This is a genomic window from Ulvibacterium marinum (assembly GCF_003626755.1).
GTDB classification, from domain to species: Bacteria; Bacteroidota; Bacteroidia; order Flavobacteriales; family Flavobacteriaceae; genus Ulvibacterium; species Ulvibacterium marinum.
Window position 1 is genome coordinate 926,160 of sequence record NZ_RBCJ01000003.1, and the last position, 25,368, is coordinate 951,527.

Sequence of the window (25,368 nt, forward strand, 5' to 3'; positions counted from 1 at the left end):
GTTGGGCTAGGTGTAATGCTTATTTTCGATTTCGCCAAAGATAGGTCTTTGGGAGATAAACAAATGTTATAAAATACCTAAGATAAAGCTTGGAACCTTGGCACAGAATAAAAATAGATTGCTATTTTTGCGGGGCGATGATTAACCCATTTCTTTCAAAAGTTCTGCGCAAATGTTGACGAGAAGGCATATTAGGGTAAAGGTGATGCAGTGCATTTACGCTTTGACCCAATCCCAAGATGATTCCTTGGAAAAACAACAAAAATTTCTGAGGACGAGTATTGAAGGGATGTACGTTCTCTATTTATTGGTGCTGAGTTTGTTATCCGAAATACAGCATAAGGCCAGCGGTCATTTAAAAATTACCTCCAAAAAATATTTGTCCGGCATCTCCGACGAGTATCCCAAAAAAGAAAAATTCATAAACAACAGGGTACTGTTGCAAATTTCCAATAATAGTTTATTGGAGGATGAGCTGAAAAAAAGAAAACTTCAAAATTGGTATCTGAACGAGGAATATGTAAAACTGATTTATAAGGAAATTTTGGAAAGTGAGCACTATGACCAGTACATGCGTTCCAATCAAAGCAGTTATGAAGAGGATAGGCAGTTTGTTCTCGATGTATTCCGTGAAATAATTGCCCCTAACGAAAAAATTTACGAATATTTTGAAGATGACAAGTTAACTTGGGTCGATGACATTCCCATTGTAAATACCTTTGTTTTAAAACTATTGAAGAAATCCAAGGAAAGTCATAATGAATCCTTCTTCTTGCCCAAACTGCTAAAGGATCAGGCCGATATGGATTTTGCCCAAAAGCTCTTGACAACTACGTTGCTGAACAATACGCGTTGGGAGAAGGAGATAGAGGGCAAGACCCCAAATTGGGACAAGGACCGTATAGCGGATGTTGATGCTATTTTACTAAAAATGGCTATTTGCGAACTTTTAAACTTCCCTTCCATTCCGGAAAAAGTAACCATAAATGAATTTTTGGAAATTGCCAAGGAGTATTCAACACCAAAAAGTAGCATATTCATCAATGGTATTTTAGATAAACTGGTAAAGGAATACAGGGTAGAGGGAAAACTTAAAAAAACCGGTAGGGGCTTGTTGTAAACAATATTTCTGTAATTTTACAGAATATAAAAAATATTACATAATGAAAAGAATAGTTTTAAGCCTAGGTTTAATAGCGCTATTGTCAGTTTCCTGTAAGGAAAATGCATCCAGTAAAATAGATACCGACAAGGTGGCACAAGCCGCTGAAAGGGACGAGGCCGCCAAAAAACTTCCGGTCATGGCTTTTGAAAAGTCAGAGCATGATTTTGGAACCATTGAACAAGGAACTCCCCAAGAGACCGTATTCAAGTTTACCAATACCGGCGATGCCCCATTGATCATAACGGATGCCAAAAGTAGCTGTGGTTGTACGGTACCCAACCCGCCAAAGGATCCTATAGCTCCAGGTGAAACAGGAGAGTTGTTGGTAAAGTTCAACGGATCTGGCCAAAACCAGGTTACAAAGACCATTACGGTTACCGCCAACACGGAGAAAGGTTCCGAACTCTTGCGTATAAAGGCTTTTGTAAACCCTAAAGGTGCTGCTCCGGTAGGCCCAACGGCCAACTAATCAAATTAAAAATTAGATTCGTAAACAATGGGAGATATAGGACAGTTTTTACCCATGATCCTCATTTTTGCTGTGGCTTATTTTTTTATGATCCGTCCACAGATGAAAAGGCAAAAGGATGAAAAACGTTTTGCTGCAGAACTTAAAAGGGGAGATAAGGTAGTCACAAAAAGTGGGATGTACGGTAAGGTAGTGGACCTTAATGACAAGGATCACTCTTGTGTCTTGGAGACCATGGCAGGAAAGATCAAGTTTGATCGCTCCGCCATATCCTTGGAAATGAGCAAAAAACTAAGCAGCCCCGCCAAGAAGTAGATTTGTTTACATAAACATACCTAGGACGCCGATTTTTAAAGTCGGCGTTTTTTTGTGTAAAATTTTAAGTTCTTTTAGGGCTCTGAGCCGACCTAAATAGGTGTTGGGCCATCCTCTGTATCAAGACCGAAATTGATAGATTAACTTCCAAAATATATATCGGTCTATTTGGATATACAGAGGGTAGTTCCACGCCTAAATTATAGAACAGTTTTCATTGAAAATTACTATCTTGATAGGCGAAACAAAATACTACAGTTATGTACCAAAATCGACGAAACTTTATCAAAAAAAGTTCCCTGGCCCTCGCCGGAACGGGAGCAGCATTTGCATTCCCTATGGAACTGTTGGCGACCATGCGAAAAAGAGTAGGACCTAATGATCGCATCAATGTGGGAGTCATCGGTTGTAAAGGGATGGGATTTAGTGACCTAAGCTCCATGTTGAAAATAAGCGAGACCAATGTGATTGCTTTGTGCGATGTCGATGAAAATGTACTTGAGTCCCGCACTGCGGATTTGGAAAAAGCGGGAATCAAAAAACCAAAATGGTATAAGGATTATAGACAGCTTTTGGAAAACAAGGACATAGACGTGGTTATCATAGGTACTCCAGATCACTGGCATTGCCTTCAGCTAACAGATGCCTTACAAGCGGGCAAGGATGTGTATTGCGAAAAGCCCATCGCGAATTCAATCGAGGAGGCCGATATTATGCTGAATTATGTAAATTCCAGTGATCGCATGGTCCAGATCGGTCAATGGCAGCGGAGTCAACCACATTTTGTGGATGCTATTAACTTTGTACATTCCGGTAAATTGGGAGAGATACGCTTGGCCAAGGCTTGGGCTTATCAGGGATGGATGAAACCGGTTCCGGTAGTTGCAGATGAAGCCGTACCCAAAGGCGTGGATTATAATATGTGGTTGGGCCCTGCTCCACAAAGAGCCTTTAATACGAACCGATTCCACTTTAACTTTAGATGGTTTTGGGATTACGCCGGTGGATTAATGACGGATTGGGGCGTTCACTTAATAGATTATGCCCTTTATGGAATGAAAGCGGGTAGACCAAAATCTGTAATGGCCTTGGGGGGTAAATTTGCTTATCCAGATGATGCCTCTGAAACCCCGGATACCTTACAGACCGTTTTTGAATACGATGGCTTCTCCATTCTTTGGGAACATGCCACGGGTATAGATGGGGGCAATTATGGCCGCAATCATGGTATTTCCTTTATCGGTAATAATGGGACTCTGGTGCTGGATAGAAATGGATGGGAAGTAATTCCAGAAACGAGCTTTAATGGATGGGGCAAGGAAAGAACGCCAAAAATGGAAGCTATTTTAAAGGATAAGGACGGCGTTAGTGGTCTTGATCTTCATACCGTTAATTTTATTGATGCCGTTAAGGCAAGAGATGCCTCCAAGCTTACGGCACCTATACAGGTGGGTTATGATGCTGCCTTGGTATCCCATATGGGAAATGTTGCCTTTAAGACCGGTAATAGGATTTACTGGGACACGGCCAATGGAAAGTTCAAGGAAGAGGAAGCCAACAAGTATATGAAGGCAAACTATCAAAACGGTTGGAAACTACCCATGATTTAGAACAACTCAAATTCCAAATCCCTTCCAAAAGATGATGGTCTTTCTGGTGGGATTTGGAATTTTGATACTATCTAGGGTTGCTATTTAATGTCTTTTGGGTGTTGTATTTATAGGAGGTTTGCCCCCTTTTATTTTCTGAGGGCCTTTGCGTCAATGCCCTTTTTTTGATTTTCCAAGGCCTCTAGCATATAGCTAAGCACACCCTCTTCATCAATTTCATCATTTTTAGTGAATTTCCAATGTCTCATGGCGAAGGTCTTTCCCTCCTGAGCATTTTCCAAGACCTTTTTTGGGTCACTTAAAAGTACTCCATTAAAAAAACCCAATCCAAAATGATTCTTGAACCTAGCTATCCAAAACACATTTTTGTTGTTAATGGTATATACCGGGGCGTGCCACTTAAAAGTTTCTGTGGCCTCTGTTTTATGTGCCAAATTTCGTAAAGTGGCAATCCCCTCTTTGAATAGGTGATTCTCTTGGAAATATGTTTCTACCTTTTTTGAATTGTCCATGATTACGATGTAGATGTTTAGATACTAAGTTATATATTTTTCAATAACTTTTTACGGCCACTAGTTCACATATTTTTACAATGACCTCTACGGCCTTCTGCATACTTTGGACCGGGATGTATTCGTATTTTCCATGAAAATTATGTCCCCCCGCAAAGATATTCGGGCAGGGTAGTCCCATATAACTTAATTGGGAGCCATCCGTGCCCCCTCGAATAGGTTTAATAATAGGCTGTATCCCTACAGTTTCCATAGCCTCTTTTGCAATTTCTACAATGTGGAAAACAGGTTCTATTTTTTCACGCATGTTAAAATATTGGTCCTTCAGTTCCAGTTCAATGCAATTACCGTGGATTTCGTTAAGCTTATTAGTTACGGTCTTTAAAAATTCCTTGCGTTTTTCGAATTTTTCAAGGTCATGGTCCCGAATTATTAATTCAAATTCTGCATGTTCAATTTCTCCCTTCAGCGTATGTACATGGAAAAAACCTTCTTTGCCGGAAGTGCATGGGGGAGTTTCTTCAGGAGGAAGGATGCTTATAAATTCATTGGCGATACTTATGGCATTGACCATTTTGTTCTTGGCATAACCGGGATGAACACTTTTTCCGGTGATACTTACTTTGGCCCCTGCAGCATTAAAATTTTCGTATTCCAATTCACCAATCTGGCTACCGTCCATGGTATAGGCCCAATCTGCCCCAAATTGCTCCACATCAAACTTATGTGCTCCTCTACCTATCTCTTCGTCCGGCGTAAAGCCGACCCGTATCTTTCCATGTTTTATGGTTGGGTTCTGTATCAAGTATTCCATTGCCGTTATTATCTCTGCAATTCCCGCCTTGTCATCTGCTCCCAGAAGGGTGGTGCCATCTGTAGTAATCAAGGTTTGACCTTTGTAAAGCAGTAAATCCTCAAAATAATTTGGGGACAGTACAATATTTTCTGCCTCGTTCAATACAATATCCCCACCATCATAGTTCTTAACGACTTTCGGATTTACATCCACAGCGGTAAAATCGGGCGTAGTGTCAAAATGGGAGATGAATCCAATTGTGGGCACATCCCTTTCCAGATTGCTGGGTAAAGTCGCCATGATGTATGCGTTATGATTAATGGTAACCTCTTCCATACCGATCTGTTTTAGCTCTTCCACAAGTTCCAGGGCTAGATGCCATTGTTTTTCCGTGCTGGGGGTCGTTTTGGAATTGGGATTGCTTTGTGTATCGATTTTCACGTAATTTATAAATCGGTCTACTAATTGTTGCATCGATATAATTTTTGCATAAAAATACTGTTTATACATCAGGAATCGTACTGTTATATTTTTTTTGACGATGATAAAATTCAAAGGGGCATTTTACTTTTTTTTAGGTCTTGTACTACTTTCCATAGAATTGCATGCCCAGGATTGTACATTGGATATTGGAGGGGACAACACGGATATGATGGTAGAGGTCTTCCAGCTTAGTGGCGAGCAAGTAAAAACAATGGAGAATCTAAAATCCGACTTGGAAATCCAGACCAAAAGTCTAAAGGAAGATATACAAAAACTCTTTAATGACCATCCGCAAAGTAGTACTGAGGAGCTACAAGTTTTGGCCGAGAAATATCGGGTATTGGAACAAAAAATAATGGATGCTTCATGGGAATGCGATAAAAAACTGCTGACAACTTTCAATGAAAAACAGTATAGGCGTTATATGGACCTTTGCCACGAAGCATTTCGCAAACCCATCAAGATTATTCCAGTAAAGGTGAAGGATACTGTTGGTTCCAATTGATTTTTGCATTTCATCGAATATTTAAAAAATCAGCTCAGATAGAAAAAATACTAGGGTTAAGTTTGTATTTTTGACGAAATCTTACTGTTGCCCATGTACAAATTTCTAGTTCGCCCCTTCCTTTTCCTACTTGACGCGGAAAGGGCACATCATCTTACATTTTCATTGGTGCGATTTCTATCAAAAATTGGATTCTCAGGAGTCTTCAAAAGTTTGTACACCATTGAAGATAAACGACTGGAAAGGGAAATTTTTGGTTTGAAGTTTAAAAACCCGGTAGGCCTCGCGGCCGGATTTGACAAGGACGCCCTATTGTACAATCAGTTTTCCAACTTTGGTTTTGGATTTGTGGAAATAGGTACATTAACCCCTAAACCCCAAGAAGGCAATCCCAAAAGGCGGTTGTTTCGCCTTAAGGCAGATGAAGCCATAATTAACCGTATGGGATTCAATAATAAAGGGGTCTTTGATGCGGTTGAACGCCTAAAGAAAGAGCATCATGTTTTAATAGGTGGTAATATCGGCAAAAACAAGGTTACCTCCAATGATGATGCGATTAAGGATTATTTAATTTGCTTTGACGCACTTTTTGAGCATGTGGATTATTTTGCAATCAACGTAAGTTCCCCTAATACTCCTGGGCTTCGGGAACTACAAGGAAAAAAGCCCCTTATGGCCTTGTTAAGGGAACTGAAGAAAGAAAATGTAAAGTATGCCAAGGACAAGAAGGAAAAGCCTATTCTTTTAAAAATAGCACCGGATTTAACGGATAATCAATTGCTGGATATCATCCAAATAGTGGAAAGCACTAAAATAGATGGTGTAATTGCGACCAATACTACCATAGAGCGGAAAAATCTAAAATCAGACTTGGTCCAAACCGAAGAGAAAGGTGGTTTGAGTGGGAAACCATTGAAGGACAGAAGTACCTATGTCATACGATTCTTGGCCGAAAGAAGTAACAAGGCCTTTCCCATTATAGGAGTAGGAGGTATACATTCCCCACAAGATGCTTTGGAGAAATTAGAGGCCGGTGCGGATTTAATTCAATTGTACACAGGATTCATCTATGAAGGACCTTCATTGATAAAACGCATCAACAGGGCAATTTTGGAAAATCACGAAAAACAAAATTAGGGGAACATATTCCAATGACGAAGTTGCTGATTATAGTTTGGTTGTCCACGCTACTGAAAACCAGTTACTTGTTCTTACTCCAATAATCCACTACGGTAACATCTTCCAAGTGTGGGGATAGCAATTTGCCAAAAGCCTTATGGTCGGGATGTGGTAAATAAGCGGCCCTATCCGCTTCACTTTTAAATGTAAGTAAAAAAGCATGGGTAAGTCCTTTGTTAAGTCCTTCGGGGCTATTGTTCAACCCCCATTCGTAACCTGAAATTTCAGGAATTTTAGATGGAAGTGCTGCAAAAGCATCTTCTATTTCATTGATTTTTTCCGGACTAGTTCCCGCTTTAAATTTAAAAAGTACTACATGACGTAGAACACTATCTTGCTTCATTATAATCTCGGTTTGGGCCTCTTTACCATTTTTTTTGTCCATAGGCGCTGTGGAAACAGCTAAAAAGGTAAGTAATGGAAGGAGGGTTACATAAAGGATTTTCATTTTTTCTATTTTTCGGTAAGATATAAAAATTAAACTTTAGTCTTGGGAATTTGTATTTTTCCGTTTTAAAATTTAAAACTTGGATTACGAAGTTTTATTGGCTTTTGCAGGGGCCACAGTTGCCTTGGCAATTTCTCCCGGACCGGATAATGTGTATGTTCTTATGCAGGGCATGGTTCATGGAAAGAAATATGGCTTGGCTACTACCGCAGGCCTTATGTCCGGCTGTCTGGTGCATACCTCCCTATTGGCCCTCGGCGTATCGGCGGTTATAAAGGGAAATGATCAACTCTTTTTTGCCATTAAGTTGTTTGGGGCATTGTACTTATTTTACCTAGCTTTTAGGGTTTTTCAAAGTAGCGGTTCATTAGAGTTAACAGAAGGGGGTGTGCCCAAGAAGAGTTTAATACAGTTATTCAAACAAGGATTTATCATGAATGTTTTAAACCCTAAAGTGACTATCTTTTTTTTGGCCTTTTTTCCGGCATTCTTGTTCAGTGAGGAGTGGGGTACTGCGATTCAATTTTATATTCTGGGCCTTATTTTTATTTTGGTGTCCTTTTCCGTTTTTGGAATAATAGCCATTCTTGCGGGGAGCATTTCCAGTTACTTACTCAAAAATTCCAATATAGGAATAGCCCTAAAATGGTTGCAAATTTTGGTTTTCGTCGGTATTGGGTTATATGTATTGTTATCGGATAAATAGTACTAATTTTGGTATTGGTATATAAAAAATATGTCCAAACAGGTCAAGATAATCGAATGTCCTCGGGATGCCATGCAGGGTATCAAGACCTTCATTCCGACGGATGATAAGGTAAAATACATTCAATCCCTCTTGGGTTGCGGATTTGATACTATCGACTTTGGAAGTTTTGTGTCTCCCAGGGCGATTCCGCAAATGGCCGATACCGCTGATGTACTTTCCAAACTAGATCTTTCCAATACAAAAAGTAAGCTTCTTGCCATTGTCGCAAATGTTAGGGGTGCCCATGATGCGAGTAAGCATGAAAAGATAGATTACTTAGGTTATCCGTTTTCCATTTCCGAGAACTTCCAAATGCGGAACACACATAAAACTATTGCGCAATCCGTGGAAACCCTAACCGAAATTCTAGATATTGCCAATACAGCCAATAAAGAAGTGGTTACCTATATTTCCATGGGTTTCGGAAATCCTTATGGAGATCCTTGGGATGTACAGATCGTAGGGGAGTGGACGGAAAAATTGGCGGATATGGGTGTAAGGATATTGTCCCTGTCCGATACTGTAGGGACGTCTACCCCAAAAACTATAGGGTATCTCTTCGCTAATCTTATCCCAAAATATCCAAATATTGAATTTGGGGCGCACCTACATACCACTCCTTCCAAATGGCATGAAAAAGTAGACGCCGCTTTTAAGGCAGGTTGTCGCAGGTTTGATGGTGCCGTACAAGGCTTTGGGGGGTGCCCTATGGCCAAAGACGAACTTACTGGGAACATGCCTACCGAGAAAATGCTCTCGTATTTTACGTCATTAAAAGCGGATACCCAAGTAAATTGGATGGCCTTTGAAGCTGCATTCAACAAGGCTACGGAACTCTTCTCCGAATACCATTAACTCCAAAAAAATCTGCCGGATTATTGGTTGAATTATCCAAATGTTAAATATTCAATTTTATTTAGAATTAATTTAAATAATATTTTGTCAGTTCCAGAGGAGCATTTATTTTCGCATATAAATTATTTATAACTAATCTAAATAAATATATCGAATGTTTCTCAAAAGACTATTTTACCCCTTTATTATGGTTTCGCTTTTTGTTGCATGTTCCAGTGATGATAATGGAGCAGAAATGCCCGACCCAATAGCCACTTGTGATGATAACCAACAAAATGGAGACGAGACCGGGGTCGATTGTGGTGGTTCGTGCACTCCTTGTGAAACGGCAATAGAAAACCCTGACAGTTACACTTTTGAACGCAATGGAGAATCTACTGTAAGTTTTGACGGGCAAACCACACGTTTGCTCATGGGAGATGAGATATTGGCGGCATTTATGGACAATACCAGCACGGTAGAGAAGTTGAATGCCATGTTTGCCCATATAGAAGGAGAAGCTGATTTCGAGAATGCTGACCTTAACGCTTCCGATAAAAATATTCGAAGTAAAACCGCCGCTTCTGCTGATTACTTTGCTTCAAATGCAACAAATCAAGCATTGATACGGGCAGACTTTGATCTGTGGATCAACAATCAGGTTACAGATGTTTATCCGAATTGGGAGGTGGCAGCCGTTGCGGGTTCGGCAGGCCAAATCTCCGATGGATCATCAACACGATACATAAGTGCAATGGGACTGGAATACAATCAATTGTTCAATAAGGGTCTAATTGGTGCCCTCACGGCCGATCAAGCACTGAACAATTACCTGAGTCCGGCCATATTGGATGAAGGGGATAACCGTGCCAACAACGACGCCGGAACTGTGGAGGAAGGAAAAACCTACACAAAAATGGAGCATAAATGGGATGAGGCCTATGGTTATGTTTATGGTCTGAATGCGGATGCTACAGATCCAAATGCGGATCTAGGGGCGGATAGTTTTTTGAATAAATACATTGGCAGAGTGGAAAGCGATGACGACTTTGCCGGTATAGCAGACGAAATTTTCGAAGCATTTAAACTAGGTCGTGCTGCCATTGTTGCCCAGAAATATGACGTTCGAGATGAACAAGCCGAGATTATTAGGGAAAAGATTTCTGAGATTATTGGTATCAGGTCGGTGTACTATCTACAACAGGGAAAAAATGCGCTAGATCAAGAGACTCCTGATTTTGGAGGGGCCTTTCACGACTTCTCAGAAGGGTATGGATTTATCTATAGTTTACAATTCACGAGAAAACCTGGTACCGAGGAGCCCTACTTTACAAAAGCAGAAGTGGATGCCTTTCTGGTCGACTTAATGGATGACGGTGAAAACGGGCTTTGGGATGTCACCGGAGAAACGTTGGATGCTATTTCAGAAGCCATAGCCGAACGTTTTGATTTCACCGTGGAACAGGCCGGAAGCTAGTATAAAGAAATAAAGTGATTCTCATGTTAATAAAAAGTGCTGTTTTTCCTATGTGAATACGGCACTTTTTATACTTTTGCAAAGCTTAATTGGAATAAATAAAAATAAGGATGAGGCATTTTTTGAGACTTCTTACAGTTTTGGTAATGCTCTGGGGGTGTTCCTCCTCGGATAATGGAACAACTATGAGTGATGATGTTGATCCTGGACCACCCTCGGAAAGCTTTGAGCGAAGGCCTATGTTGGTCAGCTGGGCGGATAATATTATCATTCCGGGATACGAAGCGTTCACCGATGAGCTGGACAAGCTTCAGAGCGCTTTTGATGACTTCAAGCAAGATTCCAATGAAGCCAACCTCGTAGCTTTTCGAACAGCTTGGCTAAATGCATATTTGATGTGGCAACGTGTTGATATGTTCGAAATAGGTCCTGCGGAAAATGTCGGGCTCCGATTGAACGTTAACATCTACCCTGTCGATTTTGAGAAAGTGGAGCAGCATGTGGCTTCCGGTGAATACGATTTAACTTTACCCTCCAATCGGGACACAAAAGGTTTTCCGGCATTGGATTATTTAATTAATGGTCTTGGGGATTCAGATGCCGATATCGTTTCCAAATACAATGAACTGGCGAGTAAGGACAATTACATAGCCTATGTGGAAGCTGTTCTGGCCGACATGCAACAGCTTTCAAATACCGTACTTTCGGATTGGAAAGAAGGTTATCGGGATACCTTTGTTAACAATGACGGATCCTCTTCCACTGCCTCGGTCGATCGATTTGTGAACGATTATATTTTCTACTACGAAAAGTTTCTAAGAGCCGGAAAGATGGGTATTCCGCTAGGAGTCTTCTCCGGAACCCCAATACCGGAAAATGTGGAGGCCTACCACAAAGGAGATGTTTCAAAACAACTTTTCTTGGAAGGTTTGGACGCTGTCCAGGACTTTTTTAACGGACGACATTTCACCTCATCCACCACTGGTGAAGGTTTGGCTTCCTATTTAGATGCCTTAAATGCCCTTAAAGGAGGAGAAGATCTTAATAGGATTATCAACGATCAATTTGATACCGCCCGGGAATCTGTTAATGGATTGGGTGCCTTCAGAACGGAAATAGAAGACAATACGCCCCCCACCACTATGTTGCAGGCCTATGATGAAGTTCAGCGGGCCGTACCTCTATTAAAGGTGGATATGGTATCCGCTATGAGCATCAGTATCGATTTTGTAGATGCCGACGGGGATTAACCCATGAACATAAATCTCAAAAAATATCTGAACGAAGAAGTAGAGGCCGCCCCTTTGGCGGTCTTTCGCATTATGTTCGGGCTTATGATGTTTTTGAGCATTGTACGCTTTTGGAGTTACGGCTGGATTGACAAGCTTTATGTCGATCCTCAATTTTTCTTCTCCTATTATGGCTTTGAATGGATAAAACCCCTGGGTGGATATACATATCTTTTATTTGCCCTATGTGGGTTGTCTACCATTTTTGTAGCATTGGGGTACAAATATCGGTGGGCCATTGGAATTTTTTTCCTAAGCTTTACGTATATAGAATTAATGGATAAGACCACCTATCTTAATCATTACTATTTCATAAGTGCTCTCAGTTTTTTGATGTTCTTCCTTCCGGCCAATGCCTACTTTTCTTTGGATGCCTTACGGAACAAAAGTGCACAATATCAGCATGTGCCTGCTTGGACCATAAATAGTATAAAACTTCTTTTGGCCACTGTCTATTTCTATGCGGGGCTCGCCAAATTGAACTCGGATTGGATGTTGGAGGCCTTGCCCCTCAAGATATGGCTACCAGCCAAATTTAGCATTCCATTGTTGGGCGATTTGGTGCACCAGGAATGGTTGGCCTATGCCTTTAGTTGGGGTGGGGCATTATATGACCTGGCCATTCCATTCTTACTATTGTATCGGAGAACAAGAATAGTGGCTTTCACGTTGGTGATTTTCTTTCATGTAGTGACGCGTATTTTGTTCCCTATTGGCATGTTTCCCTATATCATGATCGTATCCGCTTTAATATTTTTTGATGCAAGCCTGCATATACGGATTCTATCTGTTTTAAACCGATTATTTAGAATAGGAAAGAAGCATTTCAATAATGGGAAAACATGGAGCCATAATTCCGTAGTATTGAAAAAATTGACCCAAGGCATACTTGTACTTTTTTTTGGGCTCCAATTGATTTTTCCCTTTCGATATATACTATATCCGGGAGAATTGTTCTGGACAGAGGAAGGTTACCGTTTTTCATGGCGTGTTATGTTGATGGAAAAGTCAGGTTATGCCCAATTCAAAGTAGTTGATGGTGAAACCGGACGCTGGTTCTATGTGGACAACACTGATTTTTTGACGCAATTCCAAGAGAAGCAAATGGCCTTTCAACCGGATTTCATTTTGGAATATGCCCATCATCTAAAGCAGCATTACGAGGGAGAAGGACTACGGGACATAGAGATTTATGTAGAAAGTCAGGTTGCCCTCAATGGTCGTTTGAGCAAACCTTTCATTGATCCCAAAGTTGATTTAACCAAACAAAAGGATTCGTTTAAACACAAAAGTTGGATTTTACCTTTTACAGATGACATTAAAGGAATTTAGCATATTCATGGCATTGGTCTTTTCTTTGTCATTTGGTACCGCGCAACACTCCTTGTCGGGTAAAGTAACCAATATCGATAACAAAGCAATCTCAGATGTTGAGGTATATCTTACTGAATTGGAGCGTTTGGTAAAAACCGATGCCCAAGGGTTTTATACTTTTATGAATGTCCCTACCGGAGATTACAAACTTATACTATTTGGCTATGGATTCCGGGTTTTGGAGAAAACAGTTACTATTTCCGAGAATACCGCGTTGAACCTAAAGTTGGAATCGTTGGGAGAGCAACTTTCCGAAGTGGTAATTACCCAGCAAAGGGAGCAGATTTTTGCCCTAAAACAATTAAAAAAAGTGGAGGGTACGGCCATATATGCCGGAAAGAAAAGTGAGGTAGTGCTCTTGGACAATATCACCGGGAATCTGGCGGCCAATAATCCCAGGCAAATCTACAATCAAGTGGTTGGTCTCAATATTTATGACTACGGCGATGCCGGGCTACAATTGAATATAGGGGGTAGGGGATTGGATCCCAACCGCACGGCCAACTTCAATGTTCGTCAAAACGGATATGATATTAGTGCTGATGCCCTGGGTTACCCGGAAAGTTATTATACCCCACCGGCTGAAGCCCTGCGGGAAATCCAAGTAGTACGTGGTGCGGCTTCATTGCAATATGGGCCACAATTTGGTGGACTTATCAATTTTAAGTTCAAAAAACCGAATCCAAATAAAAAAATAGAATGGGTATCCCGGCAAACCTTGGGTTCCTTTGATTTGTTAACAAGCTTCAATAGCCTAAGCGGCATACTGGGCAAGTTTTCATATTATACCTATTTCAACTATAAGGAAGGTAATGGATTTAGGCCCAACTCCAATTTTAATAGTAGAAACTACTTTGGACATTTTGGATATCAACTAACCCAGAAAACCAAGTTGACCTTTGAAGCGACCCTTTTGAATTATTTGGCAAAGCAACCGGGCGGATTAACCGATGCTCAATTTTTGGAAGATCCTACCTTTAGCAATCGTAATCGAAACTGGTTCAATGTAGACTGGAAATTATTCTCATTACGTTTAGACCATGCATTTTCGGTGAACACGGATTTTAGTCTAAATCTATTTACTCTGGATGCCTCAAGAAAGGCATTGGGTTTTAGGACCAATCGGGTTTCGCAAGATGATGATTTAAACGAACCCAGGGAATTGTTGGTGGATAATTTTCATAACTGGGGCGCGGAATCACGATTGTTGACCAGATATCACATTGGCACCAAGGATGCCGTTTTCCTAATAGGTTCAAAGTACTACCAATCCAATAATGATCAAAGGCAGGGGCCCGGAAGTATTATGGATACGGCGGATTTCACTTTTGCGGAAACCGACTTTCCAAATTATGAGAGACAATCACAATTTGATTTTCCCAATCTAAACCTGGTTGTTTTCGGAGAGAACATATTCAACCTGTCCAAAAAGTTTTCACTTACCCCAGGCTTTAGATACGAGTATATTAAAACTGAAAGTGAGGGTAGCTTCAGGAATATTGTATTGGATTTGGCAGGTAACCCCATATTAAATGAAGAGGTACCGGATAACCGAACTTTTGAACGTGGTTTTTTACTGTTAGGGCTGGGGGCCTCGTACAAACTTTCTCCATCCATGGAATTCTATGGCAATTTTTCACAGAATTACCGATCGGTAACATTCAATGATATCCGAGTTGTGAATCCTTCTTTTCAAGTAGATGAGAACATTACCGATGAAGATGGTTTTACCGCGGATTTGGGAGCTCGAGGCAGATGGAAGGACAACCTGTCCTATGACCTCAGTGTTTTCGGTTTGCTTTACGATAATAGACTTGGTGAGATTCAAGACGTTGATCCTACGGATGATTCGGTGTTTCGGAGAAGAGGCAATATTGGTACGGCATTCATATATGGATTAGAAAGTTTTATGGATTGGAATCTCAAAAATTGGATAGCCCCTTCCCAAGAAAAAATAAAATTGAACTACTTTATGAACCTGGCTATAACAGATTCTGAATACACGAAGTCCGATCAGAATAATGTACAAGGCAAAAAGGTGGAGTTTATTCCCCAATTCAACCTAAAGACAGGTCTTAACTTCGGATATGGAAATCTATTGGGAAGCCTGCAATATACTTATATTTCAGACCAGTTTACGGATGCGAGCAATGCGGAACCTCTTTTTGGCAATGAGCCTGGTGCCGGTGTTGTTGGGACTATTCCGGCTTATGATATCATGGATTTTTCGCTCTCGTACACGTATAAGAAATGGAAACTGGAAGCTGGTATCAATAATGTTTTGGATAATAGCTATTTTACCAGAAGGGCGACAGGATATCCCGGTCCAGGAATAATTCCGGCAGAACCAAGAACCTTTTATACCACGCTACAATTGAAGCTCTAAATTGTAATCGCTAGACCATAAAATATATAAAGTAAAGTCTGGTAACCTAATTCATGCTGTGTTTATATGAACTTAAAAGGCTCCGGAATAGGAAAACTTTGTTTCCTTGCAAAGTTATAAAAGGATATTTTCATAAACGTTGGGGAATAGGTAGGTAGCGATTTATTCATTACATTTGCACGCAATTAATCCTTAATTGCCATGCAAGCCCACCACAATAAAATTCTAGGAGAAGGTCTTACTTACGATGATGTACTCTTGGTTCCCGCCTATTCTGAAGTTCTCCCAAGGGAAGTGAATATCCAGACCAAATTTACAAGGAATATCACTATTAATGTTCCCATAGTATCCGCTGCCATGGATACAGTTACGGAAAGCCGAATGGCCATTGCCATTGCCCAGGAGGGAGGTATAGGAGTTCTGCATAAGAACATGACCATTGAACAACAGGCAATGAAGGTCCGTAAAGTTAAACGGGCTGAAAGCGGTATGATCTTAGATCCCGTTACCTTGCCTTCGGATGCCTTGGTAAAGGACGCCAAAGCCAATATGCAGGAGTTTAGTATTGGAGGTATTCCTATAGTGGACAATTCCGGAAAGTTGATAGGTATCGTTACCAATAGGGATTTGCGTTTTGAGAAGAATAATGATAGGCCCATTTCGGAAGTTATGACCTCCGAAAATTTGGTCACCGTTGGGGAAGGCACATCCCTTGCACAGGCGGAGGATATACTTCAGGAGAATAAAATAGAGAAACTGCCCGTGGTGGATAAGGATTATAAGCTTGTAGGGCTTATTACCTTTAGGGATATCACAAAATTGACCCAAAAGCCCATAGCCAATAAGGACAAATATGGAAGATTACGGGTTGCTGCTGCGCTGGGTGTTACCCCGGATGCCGTGGATAGGGCAGAGGCCTTGGTCAATGCAGGAGTCGATGCTATCGTAATAGATACTGCCCATGGTCATACCCAAGGTGTAGTTACCGTCTTGCAGAAGGTCAAAAGGAAATTTCCGGATTTAGAGACTATCGTTGGCAATATAGCTACGGGTGCGGCAGCTAAGTATTTGGTGGATGCTGGTGCCGACGCGGTAAAAGTAGGTATTGGACCTGGGTCCATTTGTACTACTCGAGTTGTGGCAGGTGTTGGTTTCCCACAGTTTTCGGCTGTATTGGAGGTCGCTTCGGCCATAAAAGGAAGTGGGGTTCCGGTAATTGCCGACGGTGGAATACGGTATACCGGAGATATTCCCAAGGCTATTGCGGCTGGTGCGGATACCGTTATGCTCGGTTCACTTTTGGCCGGCACAAAGGAATCACCCGGAGAGACCATTATTTATGAGGGTAGAAAGTTCAAATCATACCGTGGCATGGGTTCGGTGGAGGCTATGAGAGAAGGTAGCAAGGACCGTTATTTCCAAGATGTGGAGGATGATATCAAAAAATTGGTTCCTGAAGGTATTGTCGGCCGGGTGCCCTATAAAGGCGAACTGTTTGAAAGTATCCATCAGTTTGTCGGCGGCCTTCGTGCAGGAATGGGTTATTGCGGTGCAAAGGACATTGCCACTTTACAGGAATCGGGGCGCTTTGTTAAAATCACTGCAAGCGGTATTAACGAGAGTCACCCGCATGATGTGACCATTACCAAGGAATCTCCCAATTACAGTAGATAGGCTAAGCAGTTTATTGGTATATTTATGGAACAACTTGTAAATTAAGCAAGTTGTGCATTTATAGGTATATCAATAACTCATGAAATCCAGCAACGGACCATCCAAAAAAACATCAAAATCCAGACGGGAATTTTTGACTTCGGCCATGGCCCTCAGCAGCATTCCCCTATTTCCTTACTCCTTACATATGGGCAAAGAATCGATTTTAGGTTTACCTACCAAAGAAAGTATATTTACAACAGACGGCAATAAAAGCATTATTGGGGCATACGGAAATTGGGCCACTTCATTAGTATCCGATCCCCCTGAGCTGTCGTTCAGGCATACTAAATGGACAAATTTGGACCAATGGCGGCAAAGAGCACTGGAAAAAACAAAGGAATTGGTATCAGTTCCCATAGTTAAAAAAGGTTCGCTGGGCATTACTTTAAAGGCAAGTTATGAATACGATGGTCTATTGGTTGAGGAGTTGCAATGGCAACTTCCTTATGGCAATCCCACAAGAGCTATTTTGCTTAAACCAAAAGATGCCTCCGGATCGTTACCGGCCGTTTTAGGTCTTCATGACCATGGGGGACAAAAATATTTTGGAAAAAGAAAGATTACCAAAACCTCTGATGAGTTACATCCTATGATTGTAGACCATCAAAAGGATTCCTATTCCGGTTTGGCTTGGGCCAATGAACTCGCTAAAAGGGGCTATGTGGTAATGGTGCATGATACCTTTACTTTTGGTTCTAGAAGGGTCAAATACGGTGATGTTGATGGCATTACGTGGGGTCATTGTATGGTTGGGGATAAAACAGATCAAAACCCAGAAGACCCCCAGAATATCAAGATATACAATGAATGGGCGGCGGAACACGAGCATATTATGTCAAAATCCCTTTTTTGTGGAGGAACCACTTGGCCGGGCGTGACTTTACTGGAGGATCAAATAGCGTTGGATATTCTATGTGACCGATCCGATGTGGATGAAGAAAAAGTAGGTTGTTGCGGCCTCTCCGGAGGAGGGCTTCGAACGGATTACCTTGGTGGTTTGGACCATAGGATCCAATGTGCCATCAGCGTAGGGTTTATGTCCACCTGGAACGATTTTTTATTGAATAAATCCTTTACGCATACGTGGATGACCTATGTTCCACTCTTGCCAAAATTTTTGGATTTCCCAGAAGTTCTGGGGCTTAGGGTACCTTTACCAACTATGGTCATGAGTAATAACGAAGACCAACTATATGCCTTGCCGGAAATGAAAAAGGCAGATACTATTTTACGTGAGGTTTATAAAAAAGCAGGGGCCTCCGACCGATATAGTGGTAAGTTCTACCCTGGCGGACATAAATTTGATACGGCCATGCAAGACGATGCGTTTAAATGGTTCGATAAATGGTTGAAGTAGTTTACGGAAAAGTGATTTCGAGAATTTGCCTTGGTCGGGATTGAACTAGTCGGACCCTACTTCTATCTTAATAGTATAAAGTTTGCTTTCCTCCTTGGTATATTCAAATTGCTTTTGGATTTCACCATCTTTGGAAACTACCAGTGAAGCCCCTATACACCACCAGCCTTTCCATTCCCCATCTTTGACCAGTCCAGTGTTGCTCACTCCAATGACCGGTATATGATGTTTTAGCGCAATTTCAGTATAGGACTCTTTCCAAATATCCCCATATGGCGTTTTTTCGTTGTCGTAATCAGGTGGTACGGCCCAACTACAGGGAGAAAGTATGATATCTGCTCCCATATATCCAAGAGCGTGTCCTAGTTCATTACTAGCCGGAGAATTGTCGGCGCAAATATTCATACCCACCATCCCTAAATCTGTAGGGGTTACGGTACAACTGGTCCCTGGAGTATAGATGTGTTGGGCGATATCCAGAATATTGATTTTTCTATGTTTTCCTAAAATCTTTCCGGTAGGTGAGATTAAGAGGGCCGTATTGTGGATTTTATCCCCGTTTCGTTCCGTGAGTCCGGCAACGACATAAATTTTGTTGTTTTTTGCGGCCTCCTGCAAGATTTTACTGTGGGCTCCCGGAATGGAATGCGCTCCTTCAATGGCCAAGGAATTTGTCCAACCAAAATCCAAGCATTCCGGTAAAACGACAATATCACATGATTTTTTGGATGCTTCCTTAATAAAAAGAGCGGCATTTTTTAAGTTTACCTCAGGATTTCCACCTTCCACATGCATTTGCCCAATGCCAACATTTAATGTCACTGTTTTAGCTATGGATTGGGCCATAAGGGTATGATTTAATGTTGATAAAACTACCGATGAAAGGAAAAAGGCAAAATACACTGTTTGTATTGCATGGTAGATTTTCATGATAATCGGCTATATAGAACAAAAAAGGGATACACCAATGTACAACAATTTTGGTTTTGGATACCCCAAGGCATCGAACCTTATGCCTTAATTCCAATAAAGCACTGCCAATTAGTAAAGTTAAAGAAGAAAAACGGTGTTGCCTAAAGGCTTTATTTCCCTTTACCGCTATACGCCTGCCAATCCTTTTCCTTGTAGATATCATCACCAAAATACTTGGCAATATTTAGAAAAGGTTTCGGTTTTTGGTAACCGGGCACGGGAGACAACATATTCATTTCCTCGTCCAAGAAAATGGTAGTAGGATAGCTTAATCGGCCTTGCATCAATGCAGCGGCGAATTCATGATAACCCTTTCTTCCTGATGGCACAAATTTGTAAGTCTTCCCTTTATATTCTATAGGATCCTTGCCTTCACCATCCAATTTTACCATATAGAAGTTCTCGGACATATATGTGGCTACTTCGGGATTTTGGAAGGTGTCCTTATCCATTTTTTTGCACCAACCACACCAATCCGTATAAATATCTACAAATACCTTCTTAGGATTTTCTTCGTTCATGGCCAGGGTAGTTGCTTCTTCCCAAGTAAGCCATTCTACTTTTTGGGCATAAGTATTTACTGAAACCAATGCTATAGATAAAAGGGAAATGAATCTGATGATTGCGGTCCTACTCTTGATCATGATATACTTTTTTGAACTACTTAGTCCAATTACTATACCAAAGCTAACGAAAATTAGGCACTTTTATTTCGCAGCGACCTTTTCCCTTTGGGAGGTAAATAGGTCCTTTACATCCACCTGGTTCTTTATAAGGTCTTCAAAGGTTTCGCGTTCCCGAATCAAGATGGCTTTTCCCTTATGCCATAGTACTTCTGGTGGCCTAAACCTGGAATTATAATTACTCGCCATAGTAAAGCAATAGGCTCCTGCGTTACGGAAACAAAGAACATCCCCTTCAGAAATCTCGTTGATTCTTCGGTTGCTTCCAAAAGTATCCGTTTCGCAAATATAGCCTACTATGGAGTAGTAGCGTTCCTTTCCCTTGGGGTTCGATATGTTGATTATTTCATGATTGGATCCATAGAACATGGGTCTTATAAGATGATTGAATCCTGAATCTATGCTAGCGAATACCGTAGAAGTGGTTTGTTTTACGACGTTTACCTTTGCCAAGAAGAAACCGGCCTCACTGACCAAAAACTTTCCCGGTTCAAAGGCCAAAGTCAATTCTTTGCCATATTCCTTGCAAAAGGTGTTAAAACGGGAGCTCAGTTTTTTACCTAGTTCCTCAACATTTGTTTCTATATCACCCTCTTTGTACGGTACTTTAAAACCGCTTCCAAAGTCGATAAAATCCAAATTCTTGAAATTCTTTGCGGTCTCAAATAGAATTTCCGAGGCATAAAGAAACACATCGATATCCAAAATGTCGCTTCCTGTGTGCATATGAATGCCATTGATATTCATATGGGTCAGCTCAACGATACGCAACAAATGGGGAATCTGATGGATGCTGATACCGAATTTTGAGTCGATATGACCCACTGAAATCTTTGAGTTCCCACCGGCCATTACATGGGGGTTGATACGGATACATACCGGAATATCGGGATGCTTGCTCCCAAACTGCTCCAAAATGGACAGGTTGTCAATATTTATCCGGACGCCAAGTGCCGCTGCTTCTTCTATTTCCTCCAAGGAAACCCCATTGGGCGTAAAAATAATGGATTCCGGTTTAAACCCTGCCAATAAACCCAATTTCACTTCCTGAATGGAAACCGTATCCAAGCCACTGCCCAAACTGTTCATCAACTTTAAAATGGTAATGTTGGACAACGCCTTGGCGGCGTAGTTCAATTTCAACTTTTTAACACTCCCAAAAGCGCGGGTCAACCTTTGGAATTGAGAGGTTATTTTTTCAGAATCATAAACATAAACTGGGTCGCCAAAGGTTTTTGCGATTTTAAGTAGGTCTCGGTGCTCCATAATACTTTGTAATTTGGGACAAAACTAAAGTGTTAGGATCGTATGCGCAAAAAAAAACCTTCATAATTAAAAAATACAACAATTTGTTATGTTTGAAACAATAATTGCCGCTTTCTTCTTTTGTCATTACGTTATTTGAATTGTACTTTTAGGACGAATACCAAAAATAGAATAACTCATACATTTACTCCAATCTACATAGCCATCCTTTACTTTTTGGGAAACACTCGGAAAGGCAAGCAGGATGAAAATGTAGGTTCAAGCAAAAAGGCCATATAATAGAATGAAATTACCCTTGTTTCCTTTACAGTCTGTTTTTTTTCCCGGGGAGACCGTACCCCTTCATATTTTTGAGGAGCGCTACAAGCGGTTAATAAATGATTGTAGAAAAGAGGCCATTACTTTTGGCATTCCTGTATACATATATGATGGGCTTACCTATGGTACGGAAGTACAGTTGGTGGAAGTTGTTACCACATACGAGGGAGGTGAAATGGATGTGGTCTGCGTGGCTAGGCAGGTTTTTAAGATTATTACGTTTGACAATGAAATCGATGGGAAACCGTATGCGGGAGGCATCGTCCAATTTTTGGATAATGTAAATGATGCCGACCGGGCAGTGAAGCAGGAGGTATTAAATGGCATCGAAGAACTTTATGGTCTTATGGGGGTCCCGTATTCGTCCATACCCTTGGAGAAATTCAACAGCTACATATTGGCACATAAAATGGGATTGTCCTTTGAACAAGAATTTGAATTGTTGCAAATGCCCAAGGAAAGTGAACGACTATCATTTATTAAGGCCCATTTGTTGGCAACAGTAAGTGTTTTAAAAGAGGTGGACAGAACCAAACGCACTATAGAGATGAATGGGGATTTTAGAAACTTTGACCCTTTGGATTTCAAGGATTTTAAAATATAGGAAATTGTGCAACAAAGTTAATCGATATAGGTTTGTTTTGATTAGGGTAATTAACCTTCGTTTCCTATTTTTGCTGCCGAACCTAAAGACGTTTCGCATATGAATCTTCACGAGTATCAGGGAAAAGAGATTTTGGCCAGCTTTGGTGTACGCATACAAAGAGGTATCGTGGCCCATAATTCCAAAGAAGCCGTTGAAGCAGCAAAGCAGCTCACTTCGGAGACTGGTACCAGCTGGCACGTAATCAAGGCTCAGGTGCATGCTGGGGGTAGAGGTAAGGGCGGTGGAGTTAAATTGGCCAAAAACTTGAAAGAAGTAGAAGAATTGGCGGGCCAGATAATCGGGATGAACCTAATCACTCCCCAAACGTCGGCAGAAGGAAAGAAAGTACATCAAGTGCTCGTTGCCGAAGACGTATATTACCCCGGTGATAGTGAGACTAGCGAATTTTATATGTCCGTTCTGCTCAATAGGAGTACAGGTAGAAACATGATTATGTACTCTACCGAAGGAGGTATGGATATAGAAGAGGTGGCCGACAAGACCCCACATTTAATATTTACCGAAGAAATTGACCCGGCTACGGGATTTCTTCCTTTTCAAGCCAGAAAGGTGGCTTTTAACCTAGGGCTTTCGGGAATGGCTTTTAAGGAGATGACCAAGTTTGTCACATCATTGTACAAGGCCTACGAACAGAGTGATGCTAGCTTGTTCGAAATCAACCCCGTACTAAAAACTTCGGATGATAAAATTATGGCTGTGGACGCCAAAGTGTCCATTGACGACAATGCCCTTTATCGTAGAAAGCAGTATGCGGAAATGCGAGATCTTAGAGAAGAGAACCCTATTGAGGTAGAGGCAAGGGCCGTTGGTCTTAACTATGTGGATCTGGATGGTAACGTAGGCTGCATGGTCAACGGTGCCGGTTTGGCAATGGCCACCATGGATCTTATTAAGATGGCAGGTGGGGAACCGGCCAATTTTTTGGATGTTGGAGGCACTGCGGACGCCAAAAGAGTAGAAGAAGCTTTCAGGATTATTCTAAAGGATTCAGCTGTAAAAGCCATATTGATCAATATTTTTGGTGGAATTGTGCGTTGTGATCGTGTTGCACAGGGGGTGGTCGATGCCTATAAAAATATGGGAGATGCCATTAAGGTACCTATCATAGTTCGTTTGCAAGGTACTAATGCAGAACTTGCAAAGGAAATCATTGATAATTCCGGCCTTGCCGTACACTCTGCGGTACAATTTCAGGAAGCTGCGGACAAGGTGGAAGAAGTATTGAAGTAATCCAATAATTTATTACAAAATATTTAGAGCCGCTTTAGAGCGGCTTTTTTATTCCTGTAAACAAGGTTTCACGGGTCTTTCAACGCGCTCCCTTACCCTTAAAAATCATTCTCTTTTTGCTGGCGGAAATAGTAAAGATTGATTAAAATTTTGTTAATCAATGATTTTGCTGTAACACTTTAGGTGTTTTGTGAGTCTTTTTAGTAATTCATCAATTTATTAATCAAAAAACCAAGTGTCATGAGAAAAATTAGTTTAGTATTCGTAGCTGCAATGTTATTGTCCGCAGGGAGCATTTTTGCCAATGGTCCAAAGGAGACCGATCCTACACAGTCCATTAAAACACAGGTGCAGAAACTTTTAAAAGGGTATACCTTAGAACCCTCCAAAAAAGATTTGACAGCTACTATCCTATTTACGGTAAACAAGGAAAATGAATTCGTGGTCTTGTCCGTAGAGACCGAAGACAAAGTATTGGAGTATTTTGTCAAGACCAGATTAAACTACCACAAGGTCGACTCAAAAGAGATTCCCGAAGGTAGAAGATATACTATTCCCGTTAAGATTGTAAGTTAAGGAGCCTATAAAACCCCGGACGCGATTAGAATCAAGTTCGGGGTTTTCCTTTGTTCTTATACTTAACTGGCGTTATGTCCAAATTCTTGGGATTAAACCGCCCTTTCTTGGGTAAAGGTTTTTTTTGGATAGAGGTGGCTTTCCTGGACAATAATACCTCACCGGGATTTTTAGGTTTTTCCTTAGTCCCCCTTAAATGGATTACCAGTCCATTCAAAAAATTCCGTAAGATTTGATCTCCGCATTCCATATATTTTGGATGATCTTCTTTTCGGAAAAAAGCCCCAAGTTCACTTTTGGATATTTTAAAATCCACCAATTCCAAAATTGCAACAATATCGTCATCCCGCAACATCAGGGCTACCCTCAATTTTTTAAAAATATCATTATTGCTCATTATCCTCTATAATTGCAAGGGAGTTGCAAATTAGGAATTCGATTATGAATTATGGGTCCTTTCCATATTTTTTATACGAAACCCTTCTTTTTTTTGTTATTAAAGTGTGTAGACACTACAAACTTGCGCTTTATGGGCAGCTATGAAGAAAAATTGAGCATTCTTTCTGAAATGATCGCTTTTGCCAAGGCGGATAAAGTTGTTAAGGAATCCGAATATAACTTTCTGTTGGGAGTTGCTTCCCAATTGGGAGTAGATCGAAAAACATTCGATGCTTTATTCGAAACCAAAGTGGAACGCATAATCCCCAACTCCCAAGCTGACCGAATTCTACAATTTCACAGGTTGGTCCTATTGATGAACGTGGATCAAGAGCAAAGTAACATTGAGATCAGTAAGCTGCATAACATTGGATTGGGTTTGGGTTTACCGCCTTCCGCTATAGAACAAGTATTGTCCATAATGCACAAATATCCTGATAAAATAGTACCTCCGGACGTGCTCATAAACATCTTTAAAGCGCATTACAATTAAATACCCTTGTTTTTGTAGTTAAATAGGGTATGAAGACATGCGGAACCTTTTCCGTGGTCACC

At 41.0% G+C, this 25,368-nt stretch carries 25 protein-coding genes; 18 read left to right on the top strand and 7 right to left on the bottom strand.

Going from position 1 to position 25,368, the window contains the following annotated elements; all coding sequences use genetic code 11:
* The first annotated feature begins 172 nt into the window (after positions 1-172).
* The 4 genes from nusB to D7Z94_RS17170 all read left to right on the top strand — a co-directional run bounded on the left by nusB (position 173) and on the right by D7Z94_RS17170 (position 3,559).
* A complete protein-coding gene (gene nusB / locus D7Z94_RS17155; protein WP_120712786.1) occupies positions 173-1,120 on the top strand; it encodes a transcription antitermination factor NusB in 948 nt (315 codons plus the stop codon).
* A gap of 43 nt (positions 1,121-1,163) precedes the next feature.
* Positions 1,164-1,634 carry a DUF1573 domain-containing protein gene (locus tag D7Z94_RS17160; RefSeq protein WP_120712787.1) on the top strand — a complete coding sequence of 157 codons (471 nt, stop codon included), beginning with the start codon at positions 1,164-1,166 and terminating at the stop codon, positions 1,632-1,634.
* Positions 1,635-1,661: 27 nt separating this feature from the next.
* Positions 1,662-1,949: a preprotein translocase subunit YajC gene (gene yajC, locus D7Z94_RS17165; RefSeq protein ID WP_120712788.1), complete on the top strand. Its 288-nt coding sequence runs from the start codon at positions 1,662-1,664 to the stop codon at positions 1,947-1,949.
* 260 nt (positions 1,950-2,209) lie between these two features.
* Positions 2,210-3,559, top strand: coding sequence for a Gfo/Idh/MocA family protein (locus D7Z94_RS17170; protein WP_120712789.1), 1,350 nt, complete (start codon positions 2,210-2,212; stop codon positions 3,557-3,559).
* 128 nt (positions 3,560-3,687) lie between these two features.
* Here the strand turns inward: D7Z94_RS17170 and D7Z94_RS17175 are convergent, their stop codons facing one another.
* Both D7Z94_RS17175 and pepT read right to left on the bottom strand, forming a co-directional pair.
* Entirely contained in the window at positions 3,688-4,071 is a 384-nt protein-coding gene (locus tag D7Z94_RS17175; RefSeq protein ID WP_120712790.1) for a DUF1801 domain-containing protein, read from the bottom strand.
* Between the two features lie 40 nt (positions 4,072-4,111).
* Positions 4,112-5,341 carry a peptidase T gene (pepT, locus tag D7Z94_RS17180; RefSeq protein ID WP_120712791.1) on the bottom strand — a complete coding sequence of 410 codons (1,230 nt, stop codon included), beginning with the start codon at positions 5,339-5,341 and terminating at the stop codon, positions 4,112-4,114.
* A 67-nt stretch (positions 5,342-5,408) separates the two neighbouring features.
* Here pepT and D7Z94_RS17185 point away from each other — a divergent pair, with 67 nt between their 5' ends.
* Together D7Z94_RS17185 and D7Z94_RS17190 are read left to right on the top strand one after the other, a co-directional pair.
* On the top strand, positions 5,409-5,855 hold the full coding sequence (locus D7Z94_RS17185) for a hypothetical protein (RefSeq protein WP_120712792.1): 447 nt from the start codon (positions 5,409-5,411) through the stop codon (positions 5,853-5,855).
* Positions 5,856-5,948: 93 nt separating this feature from the next.
* Complete coding sequence (locus D7Z94_RS17190) at positions 5,949-6,992, top strand: quinone-dependent dihydroorotate dehydrogenase (RefSeq protein WP_120712793.1); 1,044 nt, start codon at positions 5,949-5,951, stop codon at positions 6,990-6,992.
* 64 nt (positions 6,993-7,056) lie between these two features.
* Here the strand turns inward: D7Z94_RS17190 and D7Z94_RS17195 are convergent, their stop codons facing one another.
* The gene (locus D7Z94_RS17195) at positions 7,057-7,482 is read right to left on the bottom strand and encodes a Dabb family protein (RefSeq protein WP_120712794.1); all 426 of its coding nucleotides are present in this window, start codon (positions 7,480-7,482) and stop codon (positions 7,057-7,059) included.
* A 79-nt stretch (positions 7,483-7,561) separates the two neighbouring features.
* On the opposite strand from D7Z94_RS17195, the gene D7Z94_RS17200 reads away from it, so the two are divergent.
* From D7Z94_RS17200 to D7Z94_RS17235, 8 genes are all read left to right on the top strand, one after another.
* A complete protein-coding gene (locus D7Z94_RS17200; protein ID WP_120712795.1) occupies positions 7,562-8,188 on the top strand; it encodes a LysE family translocator in 627 nt (208 codons plus the stop codon).
* Positions 8,189-8,218: 30 nt separating this feature from the next.
* Positions 8,219-9,085, top strand: a complete 867-nt coding sequence (locus D7Z94_RS17205) for a hydroxymethylglutaryl-CoA lyase (protein ID WP_120712796.1) — start codon at positions 8,219-8,221, stop codon at positions 9,083-9,085.
* Between the two features lie 154 nt (positions 9,086-9,239).
* Positions 9,240-10,541, top strand: a complete 1,302-nt coding sequence (locus D7Z94_RS17210) for a DUF4856 domain-containing protein (RefSeq protein ID WP_245967235.1) — start codon at positions 9,240-9,242, stop codon at positions 10,539-10,541.
* Positions 10,542-10,651: 110 nt separating this feature from the next.
* Positions 10,652-11,791, top strand: coding sequence for an imelysin family protein (locus D7Z94_RS17215; protein WP_120712797.1), 1,140 nt, complete (start codon positions 10,652-10,654; stop codon positions 11,789-11,791).
* A gap of 3 nt (positions 11,792-11,794) precedes the next feature.
* Positions 11,795-13,162: an HTTM domain-containing protein gene (locus D7Z94_RS17220; RefSeq protein ID WP_120712798.1), complete on the top strand. Its 1,368-nt coding sequence runs from the start codon at positions 11,795-11,797 to the stop codon at positions 13,160-13,162.
* Positions 13,143-15,590 (top strand): TonB-dependent receptor domain-containing protein, encoded by a 2,448-nt coding sequence (locus D7Z94_RS17225; protein ID WP_120712799.1) that lies wholly within the window; start codon positions 13,143-13,145, stop codon positions 15,588-15,590. Before D7Z94_RS17220 ends, D7Z94_RS17225 begins: the two co-directional genes overlap by 20 nt.
* 201 nt (positions 15,591-15,791) lie before the next feature.
* Entirely contained in the window at positions 15,792-17,264 is a 1,473-nt protein-coding gene (gene guaB / locus D7Z94_RS17230) for an IMP dehydrogenase (protein ID WP_120712800.1), read from the top strand.
* A 79-nt stretch (positions 17,265-17,343) separates the two neighbouring features.
* The gene (locus D7Z94_RS17235) at positions 17,344-18,663 is read left to right on the top strand and encodes a dienelactone hydrolase family protein (RefSeq protein ID WP_211341798.1); all 1,320 of its coding nucleotides are present in this window, start codon (positions 17,344-17,346) and stop codon (positions 18,661-18,663) included.
* A 45-nt stretch (positions 18,664-18,708) separates the two neighbouring features.
* Here the strand turns inward: D7Z94_RS17235 and D7Z94_RS17240 are convergent, their stop codons facing one another.
* From D7Z94_RS17240 to lysA, 3 genes are all read right to left on the bottom strand, one after another.
* Positions 18,709-19,509: a carbon-nitrogen hydrolase family protein gene (locus tag D7Z94_RS17240; RefSeq protein ID WP_158594670.1), complete on the bottom strand. Its 801-nt coding sequence runs from the start codon at positions 19,507-19,509 to the stop codon at positions 18,709-18,711.
* Positions 19,510-19,745: 236 nt separating this feature from the next.
* Positions 19,746-20,279, bottom strand: coding sequence for a thioredoxin family protein (locus tag D7Z94_RS17245; RefSeq protein ID WP_120712802.1), 534 nt, complete (start codon positions 20,277-20,279; stop codon positions 19,746-19,748).
* 63 nt (positions 20,280-20,342) lie between these two features.
* Positions 20,343-21,584, bottom strand: coding sequence for a diaminopimelate decarboxylase (gene lysA, locus D7Z94_RS17250; RefSeq protein ID WP_120712803.1), 1,242 nt, complete (start codon positions 21,582-21,584; stop codon positions 20,343-20,345).
* Between the two features lie 283 nt (positions 21,585-21,867).
* Between lysA and D7Z94_RS17255 the strand changes: the two genes are divergently transcribed.
* The 3 genes from D7Z94_RS17255 to D7Z94_RS17265 all read left to right on the top strand — a co-directional run bounded on the left by D7Z94_RS17255 (position 21,868) and on the right by D7Z94_RS17265 (position 24,375).
* Positions 21,868-22,506 carry an LON peptidase substrate-binding domain-containing protein gene (locus tag D7Z94_RS17255; protein WP_120712804.1) on the top strand — a complete coding sequence of 213 codons (639 nt, stop codon included), beginning with the start codon at positions 21,868-21,870 and terminating at the stop codon, positions 22,504-22,506.
* Between the two features lie 99 nt (positions 22,507-22,605).
* Positions 22,606-23,799, top strand: coding sequence for an ADP-forming succinate--CoA ligase subunit beta (gene sucC / locus D7Z94_RS17260; protein WP_120712805.1), 1,194 nt, complete (start codon positions 22,606-22,608; stop codon positions 23,797-23,799).
* Between the two features lie 240 nt (positions 23,800-24,039).
* The gene (locus D7Z94_RS17265; protein WP_120712806.1) at positions 24,040-24,375 is read left to right on the top strand and encodes a hypothetical protein; all 336 of its coding nucleotides are present in this window, start codon (positions 24,040-24,042) and stop codon (positions 24,373-24,375) included.
* A gap of 31 nt (positions 24,376-24,406) precedes the next feature.
* Here the strand turns inward: D7Z94_RS17265 and D7Z94_RS17270 are convergent, their stop codons facing one another.
* Positions 24,407-24,772: a DUF1456 family protein gene (locus D7Z94_RS17270; protein WP_120712807.1), complete on the bottom strand. Its 366-nt coding sequence runs from the start codon at positions 24,770-24,772 to the stop codon at positions 24,407-24,409.
* A gap of 132 nt (positions 24,773-24,904) precedes the next feature.
* On the opposite strand from D7Z94_RS17270, the gene D7Z94_RS17275 reads away from it, so the two are divergent.
* The gene (locus tag D7Z94_RS17275) at positions 24,905-25,306 is read left to right on the top strand and encodes a tellurite resistance TerB family protein (RefSeq protein WP_120713198.1); all 402 of its coding nucleotides are present in this window, start codon (positions 24,905-24,907) and stop codon (positions 25,304-25,306) included.
* Positions 25,307-25,368: the final 62 nt, after the last annotated feature.

Bases quoted from the DNA above. Each gene is read 5' to 3' on its own strand.
- nusB (WP_120712786.1), top strand. From the start codon at position 173: ATGTTGACGAGAAGGCATATTAGGGTAAAGGTGATGCAGTGCATTTAC.
- D7Z94_RS17160 (WP_120712787.1), top strand. From the start codon at position 1,164: ATGAAAAGAATAGTTTTAAGCCTAGGTTTAATAGCGCTATTGTCAGTT.
- yajC (WP_120712788.1), top strand. From the start codon at position 1,662: ATGGGAGATATAGGACAGTTTTTACCCATGATCCTCATTTTTGCTGTG.
- D7Z94_RS17170 (WP_120712789.1), top strand. From the start codon at position 2,210: ATGTACCAAAATCGACGAAACTTTATCAAAAAAAGTTCCCTGGCCCTC.
- D7Z94_RS17175 (WP_120712790.1), bottom strand. From the start codon at position 4,071: ATGGACAATTCAAAAAAGGTAGAAACATATTTCCAAGAGAATCACCTA.
- pepT (WP_120712791.1), bottom strand. From the start codon at position 5,341: ATGCAACAATTAGTAGACCGATTTATAAATTACGTGAAAATCGATACA.
- D7Z94_RS17185 (WP_120712792.1), top strand. From the start codon at position 5,409: ATGATAAAATTCAAAGGGGCATTTTACTTTTTTTTAGGTCTTGTACTA.
- D7Z94_RS17190 (WP_120712793.1), top strand. From the start codon at position 5,949: ATGTACAAATTTCTAGTTCGCCCCTTCCTTTTCCTACTTGACGCGGAA.
- D7Z94_RS17195 (WP_120712794.1), bottom strand. From the start codon at position 7,482: ATGAAAATCCTTTATGTAACCCTCCTTCCATTACTTACCTTTTTAGCT.
- D7Z94_RS17205 (WP_120712796.1), top strand. From the start codon at position 8,219: ATGTCCAAACAGGTCAAGATAATCGAATGTCCTCGGGATGCCATGCAG.
- D7Z94_RS17210 (WP_245967235.1), top strand. From the start codon at position 9,240: ATGTTTCTCAAAAGACTATTTTACCCCTTTATTATGGTTTCGCTTTTT.
- D7Z94_RS17215 (WP_120712797.1), top strand. From the start codon at position 10,652: ATGAGGCATTTTTTGAGACTTCTTACAGTTTTGGTAATGCTCTGGGGG.
- D7Z94_RS17220 (WP_120712798.1), top strand. From the start codon at position 11,795: ATGAACATAAATCTCAAAAAATATCTGAACGAAGAAGTAGAGGCCGCC.
- D7Z94_RS17225 (WP_120712799.1), top strand. From the start codon at position 13,143: ATGACATTAAAGGAATTTAGCATATTCATGGCATTGGTCTTTTCTTTG.
- guaB (WP_120712800.1), top strand. From the start codon at position 15,792: ATGCAAGCCCACCACAATAAAATTCTAGGAGAAGGTCTTACTTACGAT.
- D7Z94_RS17235 (WP_211341798.1), top strand. From the start codon at position 17,344: ATGAAATCCAGCAACGGACCATCCAAAAAAACATCAAAATCCAGACGG.
- D7Z94_RS17240 (WP_158594670.1), bottom strand. From the start codon at position 19,509: ATGGCCCAATCCATAGCTAAAACAGTGACATTAAATGTTGGCATTGGG.
- D7Z94_RS17245 (WP_120712802.1), bottom strand. From the start codon at position 20,279: ATGATCAAGAGTAGGACCGCAATCATCAGATTCATTTCCCTTTTATCT.
- lysA (WP_120712803.1), bottom strand. From the start codon at position 21,584: ATGGAGCACCGAGACCTACTTAAAATCGCAAAAACCTTTGGCGACCCA.
- D7Z94_RS17255 (WP_120712804.1), top strand. From the start codon at position 21,868: ATGAAATTACCCTTGTTTCCTTTACAGTCTGTTTTTTTTCCCGGGGAG.
- sucC (WP_120712805.1), top strand. From the start codon at position 22,606: ATGAATCTTCACGAGTATCAGGGAAAAGAGATTTTGGCCAGCTTTGGT.
- D7Z94_RS17265 (WP_120712806.1), top strand. From the start codon at position 24,040: ATGAGAAAAATTAGTTTAGTATTCGTAGCTGCAATGTTATTGTCCGCA.
- D7Z94_RS17270 (WP_120712807.1), bottom strand. From the start codon at position 24,772: ATGAGCAATAATGATATTTTTAAAAAATTGAGGGTAGCCCTGATGTTG.
- D7Z94_RS17275 (WP_120713198.1), top strand. From the start codon at position 24,905: ATGGGCAGCTATGAAGAAAAATTGAGCATTCTTTCTGAAATGATCGCT.